Origin of the sequence: Roseimicrobium gellanilyticum, from assembly GCF_003315205.1 — a bacterium.
Classification (GTDB): domain Bacteria; phylum Verrucomicrobiota; class Verrucomicrobiia; order Verrucomicrobiales; family Verrucomicrobiaceae; genus Roseimicrobium; species Roseimicrobium gellanilyticum.
Genome location: NZ_QNRR01000010.1, coordinates 190,266 through 204,515, shown reverse-complemented (window position 1 = coordinate 204,515; position 14,250 = coordinate 190,266). Strand labels below are relative to the sequence as shown.

6 protein-coding genes are annotated in these 14,250 nt (G+C 58.8%); 1 reads left to right on the top strand and 5 read right to left on the bottom strand.

Annotated elements, in window-relative coordinates; all coding sequences use genetic code 11:
- Window positions 1–37: 37 nt before the first annotated feature.
- A complete protein-coding gene (locus DES53_RS24175; protein ID WP_113960901.1) occupies window positions 38–931 on the top strand; it encodes a helix-turn-helix domain-containing protein in 894 nt (297 codons plus the stop codon).
- Window positions 932–956: 25 nt separating this feature from the next.
- Here the strand turns inward: DES53_RS24175 and DES53_RS24170 are convergent, their stop codons facing one another.
- The 5 genes from DES53_RS24170 to vccA form a co-directional block, all read right to left on the bottom strand.
- The gene (locus DES53_RS24170) at window positions 957–7,559 is read right to left on the bottom strand and encodes an autotransporter-associated beta strand repeat-containing protein (protein ID WP_113960900.1); all 6,603 of its coding nucleotides are present in this window, start codon (window positions 7,557–7,559) and stop codon (window positions 957–959) included.
- Window positions 7,560–7,802: 243 nt separating this feature from the next.
- The gene (gene vccD, locus DES53_RS24165; RefSeq protein ID WP_113960899.1) at window positions 7,803–8,423 is read right to left on the bottom strand and encodes a Verru_Chthon cassette protein D; all 621 of its coding nucleotides are present in this window, start codon (window positions 8,421–8,423) and stop codon (window positions 7,803–7,805) included.
- Window positions 8,420–9,556, bottom strand: coding sequence for a Verru_Chthon cassette protein C (gene vccC, locus DES53_RS24160; protein WP_113960898.1), 1,137 nt, complete (start codon window positions 9,554–9,556; stop codon window positions 8,420–8,422). Before vccC ends, vccD begins: the two co-directional genes overlap by 4 nt.
- Before the next feature lie 6 nt (window positions 9,557–9,562).
- Window positions 9,563–10,072: a Verru_Chthon cassette protein B gene (gene vccB, locus DES53_RS24155; RefSeq protein WP_113960897.1), complete on the bottom strand. Its 510-nt coding sequence runs from the start codon at window positions 10,070–10,072 to the stop codon at window positions 9,563–9,565.
- The gene (vccA, locus tag DES53_RS24150) at window positions 10,069–14,238 is read right to left on the bottom strand and encodes a Verru_Chthon cassette protein A (protein WP_113960896.1); all 4,170 of its coding nucleotides are present in this window, start codon (window positions 14,236–14,238) and stop codon (window positions 10,069–10,071) included. Before vccA ends, vccB begins: the two co-directional genes overlap by 4 nt.
- Between the last annotated feature and the right edge of the window lie 12 nt (window positions 14,239–14,250).

Below are 14,250 nucleotides of genomic sequence, written 5' to 3'. Positions count from 1 at the left end.
GCCCTCCGCCAAGAAACTGATACTTTTGTTATACACCATGCGACACACCACCAAGGCACGGCCCGTGCTTGAAAACACTCCCCAGCGGGAGTGGGAGTCCTTCCACTGCGAAGTGGTGCAGGGGAGCGGCTATGGAGCCCAGTGGCACTTCCACCCGGAACACCAGCTCACGCTTGTCCTCAAAAGCCGGGGACACCGCGTGGTCGGCGACAGCATTTCTCCACTCACTTCCGGAGACCTTGTCCTCGTGGGCGGCAACGTTCCCCACGTGTGGCACCAGGATGACATGGAGAAACCCATGGCCACGGATGCCGTGCATGCCATCGTCACCCGGTTCCGTGATGACTTCCTTGGCGAAGACTTCATGCGCAAACCGGAGATGGAGCCCGTGCGCGCGCTTCTAAAGCGTGCCAACCGTGGCCTGCAGATTGGCGGTTCCACTCGCAACCGTGTGGCGCAACGCATGCAGAACATGGCCAAGATCTCAGGCCTGCCCAAAGTGATCGAGTTGCTCCAGATCCTACAGGACCTTTCCCAGTCCAAGGACCTCAAACCGCTGGCGAGCGCGGGATTTCGTCCTGAGCTTCATGAGACGGACCAGGGCCGCATGGGTCGTGTGTTTGGCTATATCCATGAACACCTCACGGAGCCCATCTCCCGCGAAGCCGTGGCAGCCAGGGCCAGCCTGAGTGCCGGAGCCTTCAGCCGCTTCTTCAAGACCCGCACGGGCAAGACCCTGCCTCAATACGTGAATGAGCTCCGCGTAGGCCGTGCCTGCTCACGCCTTGCAGAAACAGACGACAAGGTGGCGGACATCGCGCTGGACTGCGGCTTTGAGAACCTGGCGAATTTCAATCGCCAGTTCCAACGCCTCATGGGCGCCTCCCCGCGCGCGTACCGGCAGCAATTCCGCCGGAGCGCACTGGGTTGATGACAGACCAGGCAAGCTGCCGGATCTACATCCGCGAACGACGACGGCGCAACACCAAGGTAATAGCTCCTACCATCAGCAAGAGCGCACGTCCCGGCTCCGGCACCACGGCGCCAATCGAGATGGTGCCGTCGGTGTAGATTTTCGAGGTATCCCACGCAAGACCCTCAGCAAGGGTTGGCAGGACAAAGTCATCAAAGGTGCCGGAATTGTGGACCCCTGCTGATACGTTCGCCCAATCGATGAGCTGCCAGGTGGATCCCAGCGCCCAACTCAGTGCCGCACCGGTGGTATCGACGAGGACCAAGCTGCCATCAATGACAACGGAGGTCGCACTCGTGAGACGAAGCACGTCATTGTCTGTGGTGGGATTGGCGCCCGATCCATTGTTGGTATTCCCAAAGATGTCGAACTGAACCGTTCCTCCCAGCGTGACGATGCCTCCATCGCTGGTTTGCAAGCTAAGAGCAGAAGCTGCTCCACCACCACCAGCGCCAACGCCGTGGGTACTGCCCACCATCAGCGTGGCACCGCTGTTGACCGTGATGTGCCGTGTGCCGGTGGAAGCTGTGATTGTGCCCGTGCCCCCCAAGGTGGCCCCAGAGAGGACGTCCACTCTCCCCGTGCCTGTAGCGGAACCCGTCGTGTTGTTTGCCAGGAACTTGCCCGCAGCAATCGTAGTGCCCATGCCATAGGTATTTGCGGCAGTGACTTCCAGGGTTCCGGTGCCCGTCTTTTCCAGTGCACCGCCCGCACCACTGAGGACGCCCGTGAGACGTGCATCCACATCATTGGCGTTCACACCGTTGCCCACCTCAATCGTGCGGCTGCGCGAACCCAAATCGATGGCGTTGGCAAAAGTCAGCGTGGAGTCCGAGTAGGCCGAGCCAAGCTTGAAGGTGTAATTCGCATCGCCACCCGCCGCGGAGACCAGGAAGTTTGAAGCGCCCCAGACAAGGTTGGTCGGAGTGTCACCGCCAAGGCTCACCAGGCGAGAGCCTCCGTGTGCACTGAACCCGCCATCACCCAGGAGCGCCACCTGTCCCGCAGCCGCGCCGACACCACGGCTGAAATCTCCGTTGGCAGTGTCATTCAAGTCGGCTCCGATTTCGAAGATCCCGCCCAAGATGCGCTGTATGCCCGTGTTGAAGTTCATCGCTTGGGAAAACCGCAGGACACCATTCTCCACATACAGATCACCGACCGGACTGGCGCGGTTGTAGACGACCAGCCCCGGCCCGTTGCTGACGAGAGCCATGCCGTTCATGTTGATGTCAATCGTGAACTTCCCCGTGCTGTAGTTGGAAACGAACAGAGAATTCTGCAATACCGCCGTGGTTCCCGTGATCGAGGCGTCATTGGCTCCAGTCACCAGCAGGGCGTGCCCATTGAACGCAGTGGTGGTCAGGAGCTGGCGAGTGCCAAGGTTCAGATCGATGCTGGTTCCTGCGACTGCCGTGCTGCCCGTGTCGATCTGGAGGGTGGAAAAAAGGAAGTTCGCCGCAGAGTGGTCCACATCCGTGTTCATGATGTAGTTGTTGGCAGAACCTGACTGGGAGGAGACAGCCGTCAGCAACGTCGCACCCGTGTAGCGACGAATCTCAAGCGTGCCAGCATCCTGCATGGCAAAACCGATGCCCGTGGCGTCTTTCACGAGGATGGTCCCGCGGTAGCCATTGGCACTCCCGGTGGAAGTACCCGCCATGACGATGCCATTCTTGATGGATACGGAATTGGCTGGAGGGGGCGTCGCGGCCCCATCGGCAGTGGGCAGGGCCGTCGCTGTTCTCAGGATCCCGCCGCTGGAAAGATCGATGAACAGGGAGGAAGTGCCACTGCCGGAGGCCCACACGCCATTGGTTGTGACCGTCGTACCAGCCCCACCATTGTTGTCGATCACCAGTTTGCTGGAGGTGATGGAGTTGAGCGTGACACCTCCCACGCTCACATTCGTGGCACCCGTGGTGTTTCCCTTGAAGGTGATGGTGCCGTTGCCAAACACCAGGGACTGTCCGTTGATCGGAGTGCCACCTGCGGAGAAATCGAGCACGAGGTTTCCATTGTAAGCTGTAACTGGACCTGTGAACGTGTTGGTCCCGGCCAGCGTCTGGGAACCGTGTCCGATTTTTGAAATTCCAACGGTGCCCACCAGTCCGGCCGTCCCGCTGTTGTCCAGGATGTTGCCGGTAAATACCGCATCTCCCCCATTGGCTCCCACCGTGAGTGTGCGGAGTCCAACCGTCGCCGTATCATTGACAACACGACCTGCCACGACTCCCGCACCACCTTCCAGCCCATTGATGACCTCGTTGGTGTTGTTAAGGTTCAACGTGCCTGCGACACTGCTGCCGCCATTGATGACGACATCTCCAGATCCGGCATTGTCCGGCAGCGCCGAGCCACCGGTCAGGGCGATGGTTCCATCATTGATGATGGTGTCACCCAAATAGGTGTTGAGCCTCGTGAGCGTGAGAGTTCCCGTGCCATTCTTCACCACGGAGACGTTGCCTGTGATCACCCCACCATAGGTGGAATTGCTGTTCTGGTTGATCGTCAGCGTGCTCAGTTCATAAGCATTGGAGTTCGTGAGCGCTGCGAAGGTATTGGAGTTGCCCGTGTTGCGAAGCAGCGCAATGGTCTGGTCGTATCCGAACATATCCACTGTCGCCTGCTCCGTGTTGTTCGTGGAGAAGTGGATGTCCAGTATCGTCACGGTGGGGAGCGTGTTGTCAGCGCCCAAGCGCAAGGTGCCACGAGCAATTTCCGTGGTGGCTGTGATTCCATCTCCGTAGGTATTGGCTCCCGAGAGAACGACGGTGCCCCCCACATGATCGGCGCCAATCTGAAGCACATTGTTCGCCGCTCCGTCATCGATGACGCCGGTGACAATAAGGGTGCCATTCTGCTGCGCACCAATGCGGCTGTTGGTGAGGCTGTTCAGGATGATGTTCCCGGCCCACGTGGCTGTAGCGCCTGCGGCCGCCTGCAGCGCACCGCGATTCACATCCGGCGAACCTGGCGTTGCCACGGAACGACCGCTTCCATTGAGCGTGATGGTCTCTCCAGTGACCGTGACTCCATTCATGAGCTCAATGTGCGCTCCTGAACTGACCACGGTAGCACCGGTCGTGCTACCCAGAGCCGTATTCGATGCCACGCGAAGAATGCCCGCGCTGACAGTAGTGGTGCCACTGTGGGTGTTGTTTCCGCCGAGCACCAGCACGCCGTTGCCCGTCTTGGTCAGAGAACCCACATTGGGCAGGCCGGTGGTAGCAGTGCCGTTGGGATTCACCGTGCGGTCGGCGACGGTCCCATTCACCGTGAATGTCTTGTCTGGCAGGACTTCAATCGTGCCCGTGGCAGCTCCACCGCCGCTATTGCCAATGCCGATGGATCGGTTCACATCCAGCGTGAAGCTCTCCTCAATGCGCAGGCGCCCCAGATTCGCAAGGATGATGGAGTCCACCACTGGAGAAGCAGGAGCCTGGCCGAGATTGCGATCTTGCGAGATGGAAATGGCACCACCACCCGCCGCCAGGGTCCTCCCGGTGTAGGTGTTCACCCCTGTCAGACGCAGGGTTCCCGCGCCATTGAAGAACACGTGGCTGGCCAGCGCATTGTTCCCGCTGTTGTTGGCAATCACACCACTGATGAGTGTATTGCCACCACCCAGGAACTCCGCCACGAAGCTCGAGTTCTGGGAGTTGGAAAGGTAGACATTGCCTGCCAGTTCAAACACCGCAGCCGCCGTCATGGAATTGGTGATGTCATTCCCGTCGGCTCCAAAGGTGAAGTCCCCCGTCACCTTCAGCGAGTTGGCGCCGGAGACCGTCGAGTTTGTACTGAGCACAAAGTTATTCGCCACAGTACGGGCGCCGCCCGCTGCCTGGAGGTTGCCTCCATTCAGCAGCACCGTGCTGGTACCAAACGCGCTGTCATGCCCAGCAGCAAGCACCCCCTGGGTCAGGGTGGTGGTGCCGCCGTAGGTATTGGCCCCGGACAGGATCAGGGTGCCGGTGCCAATCTTGATGAGCCCTGCCGTCCCAGTGCTGTTGCTGATGATTCCCGAAATGGTCGCCGTATTGGCAGCAGCAGCCGTCGTGCTGATGGTGCGCACAGCGCCGTTGAGGTCGATGCCATTCTTGAAGTCCAGCACGTTGTCGGCATTGGCATCATTCAGGGTCAGGACGGTGGGATTGAAGAAAGCGGAGCCCCACTGCAGGGTTCCCCCTGCGCCGCCAAGATTGATGTTGGCAGCATTGCCCACCGCGGTGAAGCCCCCGACAGCGCCGGTCAACTGCACCTCCCCGGCACCAGAGCCCAGAGCACGCGTAAAGTCCGCGGACGAACCCGGGGCGAACAATCCCCCGGCAATGTTGAGGTTGCTGCCACTGGAAAGCCCCACGCCATCCACCGCTCGCAAGACGCCTTCCGTAATGACGGTCTGGCCGGTGTAGGTGTTCGTGCCTGTCAGCGAAAGGATTCCCAGCCCGGCCTTGGTCAGTGCAGTGGCTCCGCCATTGTTCTCGATGTTCGAGCCAATCGTAAACATGCCTGCCACACCCAGATTGTTTTGCATCACGATGAGTTCGCCATTCAGGGAACCTCGCAGCGTCCCCCCCGTGAGCGTGGAAGCGTTCGCGCCAACCTGATCGGTCACCAGGATCATGCCGCTGTCGATGGTATGTGTGCCGGTCAGCGTCACGGTGAAGGCACCGGCGGTATTGTAGCGCAGGCTGTTGATGTTGGTGGCGGCGTACGGTGCGGGGTTGGTGCCAGTCACGTCCATGTTCGCCCCGGTCACCCAATCCGTCGTTCCGGTGGGCACATAGGTCGCGGCCGTGAGCGCACCAGCCTGCGCGACAATGAAGTCGCGCCCATTAAGGGTAGCGCCGATGAGGAGGGAATTGGGTCCTGTCGAAACACTGCTGCCGCCAGCGCTGGTCGGAGCATTGGCAAATGTCACCGTGAACCCCGTGGCTGGCACGGCGAAGTTCACCGTGCCAAAGGCCTGCCGCACATAGCCACCACCACCCGCTCCCGTGAAGGTCAGCGTATTGGTTCCCGTGATGCCATTCGCATTGATGGTGCTGCCGCCCTGGAGAATGGTCAGGCTGGCCAGTGTCTGGTTGTGTGAGTTTCCGTCCGCCGCGACTGCGTGTGTGAATGTGCCGCCGCCGAGCGTGAGCGTGGCCGCGCTGTTGATGCGATTTGTCACACCGTTGTTCGTTGCCGCCGTGGCGCTGCCATTCCTGAAAGAGGCGCCGCCGGTGATGGTGACTGCAGAGGTACCAGCAAGAGAACCGGCAATTCCATCCAGGTTCAGCGCTCCCTGCTGCACCGTGGTGGTACCGTTGTAGGTATTTGCCGCCGAGAGCGTGAGCGTGCCTGCACCGGTCTTCACAATCGAAGCTGTAGTCGCTGCGCCATTCACCAGCCCGACGCTCACCGCGAGGTTTGCGCCGCCACCACCGATATTGAAGGTGCGGCTCACCGCGCTCGCAGTGCTGCTGAGCTCAACTCCCACCAAACCTCCCGTGCCTCCTGCCGTATCAAGGTTGATGCGTGAAGAAGTCGTTCCCAAGGTGGTCACGTCTCCATTCAGGACCAGCCTGCTGCCCTGGGTGCCTGAGGCTCCCTGGCGCAAATTCAACGTGCTACCATCCAAAAAGAGGCCGCCGCTACCGACGGTCAAGGTACTCCGCGTCGTGGCGTTATTTCCATAGAGGGTAAAGCTGTTCGCCGTGTCGACGGCAGCACCCGCCACGGCATTCATGCCCGTGATCCGCAGTTCGTTTACCGAGACTTGTGCGGCACTGTTGCCGACAAAGATGGCGCTCGTCGTCCCCCCAGTGAAGCTGGCGACGCCGGTCACCACCAGTCCCGTGGAGCCAGCTCCACTATTCACCGTACCCCCGACCACGGTGAGGCTGCCGATGGTTTCGTTCAGATTCCGTACTCCTTGATTGACGCCGGTCCCGTTAAACACGCTGGAAGTCCCAGCCACGCTTACAGCCGCGCCGTCAGCGATTTGATGGTCAGCATTGAACTGCAATTTTCCACCTCCGGAGATATTCACATTCCCCGTGATGGCGTTTTGCCCGGCGGTCTTGTTGAGAAGCAGGATGCCTGCATTGACCGACGCCGTGCCGGTATAGGTGTTGGCGCTGGTCCCACCCAGGGTAAGCGTGCCAGCCCCCATCTTCGTCAGTCCGGAGCCTCCCGCTACCACGGAATTGATGGCAGCGGTGGCAGAGTTCACCGTGATCAATCCATCCACAATGGTCAGCACATCCCCAGTGATGGTGTAGGCACCGCTTCCCGGTGGTTCGAAGGTAATCGACTTTGCTGAAATAGGACCACCAAGTGTCACCGTCCCAGCAGCTCCGGTGCCCCCGCCAAACACGGCATCATTGCCGTTCGACCAGGTCACATCCGGCGTCGTAGTGGTCTGGTTCAGCCAGTTCCCGCTCCCAACCTGCCAGGTCCCCGCCCCATCCTGCACCCCGGCCGTCCCGATACCTGTGTCCCATTGCAAAACGTCGGCGCATACACTCCCCGAGAGAAAGGCGGCGAGGAAAGCAGCGATGATGGAATGCGAAGATCTTCTTGCAGTAAGGAGGCGCATAGCGGGCGAAGATGAGGAAGGCAGAGGCAGCGTTGATCATTGTCATGAGCTGCCTGAAACAGCACATGCTGAGCGACAATTTATGCGCCTCAGAAATTGAGAAATTTGCCCACTCCGCGTGTGGCCCATTTGCTTAGCCGAAGCTGGCGGCGGTCATGGCAATCAACCAAGAACTGTTGGGGGATCGGCAGCAACATTCAACTCATCGCCACACCGTGGTATGATTGTTTCAGAGGATGCAGATCAGTAGACACGCGCCCTTGCTGTGACCGGATTGATCAAAATCGTGCGAAAGTCCGGTGGCAAATCCCCCTTCTCCAAGTCCGTTTCCATCACGAGAGTGACCGCATGCTTTTGCTTCGGGTCGAGTGTGGTGGTTCCATCCGGACGAATCTGATAGGAGATATAACTGGAGGTCTCCGGCACCCCGGCCCCCGGCATGGATACAGGCTTTTCGGGCAAAGCCAGCAGCGTGCTATGCTCCGGCCTCGGTGAGAGAATGACCCCCCTGGAGAACCGCTTGGGCTCGGTGAGAAATCTGTATTCAGGAACACCCTTATCATTAAAGCCCTCCAAGACTCCAAATTGATATCCTCGATAGGCGTGCTCTCCCAGATCGTCACCCGGCTTGAACTTGTAGAACAGGATATCGACCGGTCTGTTTTCCTTGCGAGCCAGGAGCGCGGCGAATTCGAGATCACCCCCAAGCTGGCGAGCCGTGGCTGCAAGGGTTTGCGACTGCAACGTCCCACTCAGGGAGGATCCAGCAAGACCCAGCAAGAGCGCTACGATCGTGATCACCAATAGCATTTCCACCAGGGTGAATGCACCCGCAGCCGGTCTGACTCTGAAAATGTTTTTCATGATTTGCGCTCTTCAATGATCCATTTGGAACCACGCAGCAGCACGCTGGTGGAGAATATGCGGTGCTGAAGCTTGAGTCCCATCAACCCCGCTTCGAGCGTTTTCATGTCCGCATCGAAAGAGGCGTGCTGGGTAAACAAATTGGCGAAAATGTCGTTAATTTTCTGTTTCAGCGCACTGGTTCCCATTTTCTCAGCAAGCGCCTCATAGGAGCGCTCTTCAACTGCTACCAGGGTCAATTCCACTACGGGAGGGAGTTGATGATGACTCGCACGGCTCTTCTCATTCTTGTCACCCCACTGATACTCGCGGCTGTCGTAGTAGTAGTTCTCCGCAGGCTTGGTGGTGGTGGTGCTGTTCTCCTTCCCCGAGGAAGTCGACTCACTGATGGTCCCCATCTCCACAGCGATGTAGCGGGGCACCGCGATGAGCGCCAGGATATTGTCCGCCAGTACGACGGAGTGCTCGCGCCAGGTGGCACCACCTGGCGGGAATGGCCCGCGAAACCAGCGAAGCACACCCTCCTTGGATACCGCCTTGTTGAGATCCAAGGTAGAACTGTACAGCAAGCTTTGATCGGGCGGCACGCGCAGTTGCATCAACCGGAAGCGCTGCCGTTCAGGATTCACCTCCGTACGTTGCGCGAGGAACTCAGGCCGTGCGCTGAGATCACTGTTGAAATCCACATAATATCCGGCGCACACAATGAGATTGTAGGGATCTCCCAGGCTGGAGGTGGCTCCGGGCAGCTGCACATGGCCATCGGCCGCCTGGAAGAAGACCCCATGGCCCGGGGCTGCATGTGGAGGACCGAGGAGAACCGAGGCCGGGCCCGATATGAAGTGCCCATCCGACTGCCTTGTGAAATTCACCTTGCCCGCCACACTGGAGTCCCCATATGCCCAGTACGAATTGATCACGGCATTCGAAAGGGACCGCGAGATATTCTCCAGTGCCGCACGTGCGTCCTTGAACTCTTCCGCACGGGACTGCTGCCTGACGACGGTGGACTGGGTATTGTCGACCATTTGCATGATCACAATCATCAGGACCGACAGGACAGTGATGCTGACGAGCAGCTCCACCAGGGTGAAAGCACTCCTCTTGCCACAGTTTGTTCGTGCCGTGTGCATGGCGGTTTAGTAAACAATGGGCAGCGCGCTGTCCGTCTGCTCGATGAGCGACACCATGCTGTTGTAGGTTCGATACTGGCGGGGATCACCAAATGCGGCATCCGCATTCGGGCGATCCGTGATCTTGATAATCAGACGGCGGAGGTACTTGTTTCCCGAGGGATCGCCCTTCACCACAGGCAATTCGGGGTCGACGGTTGTCCTCACTTCATAGAACTTCCAGTTATCCGTCTTCACGACCCGGACGCCGCGGTCATCAAAATAATACTGGCGATCCGGAAGTTTTTGCCCCGATTTCCTGGTACCCCAGTCAGCCATTTGATAGTCAGCCGTCACAGCCTGCACGATCTTCGCTTCCGCCACCTGCGCGGAAGACTGGCGCAAAGAATCGAGACCGCTGGGCATGAGCCCCACGAGCGCCAGGGATCCTATGGCCGTGATGCCAACCGCCATCGTCACCTCCGCAAGGGAGAATCCAAGAGCGCGGGCAAACCGGATTATGTGAACGTACTTCATCGGGCGAACTGCTTGTTTTGAACCACCCGGAACCGGAAGAACCCATCCCAGGTATTGATGAACTTGCCTGATCCGACCCCTATCGTGCCAAGCTCCTCTTCGTTCGGGTCAAGATAGCGCTCCAGCATACAACTCCCGCGGTATTCGGCCGAGACGGCGTCCTTGCCCTCCTCCCAAACGTCAACGGCCGTACTACGCGCCTTTCTGAGTGTCTGGACACGGTAGTGCACCGTGAAGGTGTTCGATTGCGTACAGAGGCGCGGATAGAGCTGTCCATACGGGGCTTCACGAACATTGTCACCGGTCAGGTCCATCGCGTCGGCCGTATTGGGGCTGCCATTCCACCACTCATTCATGTCATCATATTCGGTGGGGGGCGCAGCAGCAGCGCCATAGCTGGCGCCGGGAATGCGCTGGGGCACCAGGAAGACATTGCAGATCTCCGATGGAGTCCGGTAAACGTCCCATACATCGAAGCGCTTTTTGATGCCCTTCAAGGTCGCCTCCGTGTTCACGTTATAGCGGAACTCCAGGGAGCTGCCGCTGGGCTTCTTGTAATCGCCCACTTGGGACACAGGAATGGCGGTTACCTGCGTGCTCTTCAATGCAGCATGCATGCCGGTGCTGCGTTCGATGTGCGTGAACGGCATCATCTGGTAGTTCATGTTGATCTTGCCAGCCGTGGAGAAGCCATCGCTGATGGCGTACGGTTCGATCACAGGCATCCAGAACAGATCCAGCAGGAGGTGATCTCTTGGCGTTGTGAAACCGGGATGGTCACTCGTATCAGGCTCCTGACTTGCCGGAGTGGTCCGTCCGGCTGGATTTGGACAGAAGAGAAGCGTCTGCCATGGCGCGGGATGTCCCCACGGCGAACTCTGATATCCAGGATAGTTTGGATAACTGATAAATCCGTGAATCCCTGAAGGCAGTGACCCAAAGATGACCGCAGACGAGATCATGCGGTTGGGAGAAAAGGTGGTGCCGTCTTCCGAGGCATATTCGCCGCCGCGGCTGAAGTAGCCTCCCTCCGGAAGCCCGCCATTGCCTTCATCAGGTTTGTTTACATAAGGGCCATCTTCGATACCGCCGATGCCGTTGTCCCAGTCCCCGGGGCGGCCATCCGAGCGATATGCACCGTTCAATCCACGAGTGACAGCCGGAGTGGCGGCCGCAGGATAAACGACACCCTTGAGCAGGGAACCGGCCGTATTGGCGGTACTGACGGAACCAAATTGCGGCTCAGTCATCCAGGCTCCATCCCGGAGGCCGTGATCCTGCATCGCCAGAATATTGAAGTAATTCGGACTGGGGATGAAATAGGAGTTGGCGGTGTCAATGGCATCTCCATTGACGATGGTCGGAATATCGTGGAGCGCGGAGTAGAACCTCAAATCACCTTTTGCCGGTCCTACAGGATTCACTTCCACAGAACGGGTGACATCTCCCGCTCGAATAAGTCCATCCCGGAGCTCTGTGGCAGTGGTGGGCAACGAAAGCCTCTGCTGCAGCGTGGTGGGCGGACCATTGGGAATCGTCAGTCTTACCGCGGGGAAGTGCATGCGGATCCTCTGCACCGGAAGATGCTTGTCATCTCCGGTCCACCCAAGGAAGGTGGCGATAGTCATGCTTCCACCGGTGAAGTCGAACTCCGTCGCGCCGGCTGGGATCTCGATCAGCTCACTGTAGAATGGGAAATTGTTTCCATGCTGGTCATTGAGCGTGCCGTCGCCGCCGAAATTGAAATTGCCAGGGTCCTGCCGGACCGTTTTCGAGGGTTTGGCGATGGGATCGGGAGGACCGCGGTGGTACCCCCTCTTGAACTGGGAGAGCAGACCAGCGAAGGGCGTGGTATTTCCGCCTTCAAGCAGGTCCGAGGGAAAGTTCACCATGCTCACGGGCCAATGACTGCGAATGTCACGGAATGGTGCTGTCGATTGATATTTCGGATCTGCAGCCGTAGCAGCGCTGTAGTCGCGCGGTTTGGGGAAGTTCAGAGGCTTCGCTGTGGTTGCGCTCCCCATCTTGACGGCAAATCTTCCCCCTGCCTGATTCTCAAAGAGGACGCGATAGCGGTAGTTCGCCGTCCATGCGGGCGGGCCGCAACTCGGAGCAAATGGCTCCACGATCAGGTACACCTGCATCGCCGGCTTGGAAGGCGTGGTCGGCGTAGCTGGAGTGTCTGTCCGGAAGAAAACGAGTGTCGCCTCGGTGAAGGTGGGGAAACGCCCAAAGCCCTTGGTGTTCTTCACCACGTCGTTATTCACGCTGGTGTGAAAACCCGCATATTTGTTATTCGTAGCGTCGGGAAACTCCTTGAAGGTGCTCAGTGGCGCCGCAGAGGATTCTGCTCTTCTTGTGGGGTTGTTCTTGGGGTCGTTGTGCGGAGGCAGATACTTGTAGACCACACCATTTTGATCCTTTTCCTCCATGGTGTTCTCCGTATTCACACCCCACCGCAGGAGATCCAGCATCTCCGTGAGAATCTGGTCGCGCTTGCCGGTTCCGAACTTTGACTTGGACGAGAAAGACTTCTTGTCCGCCGGGTCCGAGTATCCCACAAAGCCGGGGAAGAAGTGCACCATGTTGTTGCTGGGATGCCCGAAGGCACACACCAGGTAGCTCGACAGCATGGACGAGTTGCGGAGGTTGGAATCCGTCTTGAGATCTTCCCACGTGGTGTGTCCAGATCCCACCTTCCCGGACGGGATGTCTGCGTTCGCATACCGTTCGAAATAGAATCCGTCATTGCGCGAATTCCCGCCCTCCGTTCCGGAGCTGCCCAACATGGCCATCAACCGATCGAAGGCATTTCTCTCCGCGGATGAGTAAGACAGCGGCCAGAGCATGACCTTCGGTTTGTTGAAGGGAGTGAGTTCCGGAGCCCGGCTGTTGGTCGTCAGCACAAACTTGGCAATCGCCAGGTCACGGCCATCCAGCTCATCTGGAGCATTCTGTTGCCTTTCCTTGTCGTACAACAGCTCGTCGAGCGTTGCATAGAGGCGGTCAGTCTTGTCATTCAGGATCGCAGCCGTCGCCTTTTGAGTCCCTCCCTTGGTCCCTCCCCACCTGTAGCGTGGACTGATTTTGTGCAGATTCTCCAATCGGGTGGCAAGCACTCCGTCTGTGAGGTCAGGTTTGATCACAAAGCTCGGACCAAAGGCCTGGAACACGGGACTGAGGCAGGTCTGCGCCGGGTGACCGGGATACCTGGAAAACTCATTCCGCGCAGGCATGCGTTGCGCATAATCCTTGTCGCGTTTGGAGGTCGTCCGCGGAGTCTCCCAAGGCACTCCCTCCAATGCTGTATTGATGTTCACCTTGCTGGACTCGTCGTCAGTCCAGAAAGCGACCCTGCCCACGATGGGATTCTCCTTCGTGGGAACCGGGTCTCCGAAGCGGACTTTGCCGTCCTGCAACGTCAACGGCGCAGTCACACGGCCGTCCTTCAGGATGTACAGCCACTTCACCGGCATCGGCAGTCGACCACTGGAATCGGTCCGGCTTCCAGGAACCTTTGTCCCGGAAACAGCCCCGGTAACCTTGAACCCGTCCACTGCCAGACCAGTTGCGTCATCCGGCATCATCCCCCGGGGGTCGGCGATGGGGAATTCCCATTCCGCGGTGGTGCTACCCGGACCCGTCACAGGCACAGGCTCATTAAGATCCACGTACAGGCCCTTTTTCTGATCCCAGTCCTGCATTTCCGTGACATCCGTTTCCAGTGCGGCACGGACTTCCGCCGGAGTCAGCCCGCCAGTACTTGCGGTAGCTCCCGGCTTCGTGACGACCATCACGTCATCCGAATACAACTTGTGCAAGGCCACAGCCTTGGAGCGGAGATGGCCACCGTCGTCCTCCGTTCCAAAGATGCGGATCAATCCCGGCTGCGAGGTCCAGTTCTTCTGGCCACCAAGCTGCTCAGTCCCTTTGCGGATCTGGGCAATCGCCAGGTTGATGGGCACTTCCGACAGGCTGCGCACATTGACACTGTCCGCATAGGCAGATGAGGACTGCTGCTCAATGCGTGCCATGGAAAGGAACACCAGCACCAGGAGGGCAATGAGCGTCATGCTGCTCAAAACCATCACCAGTGCCACACCCGACCGGCGGGTACTGCCGCGCACCATTTGCTTCAAACGTGCAAGAATGAGGGACGTGCTCATTGCCTATTGCTG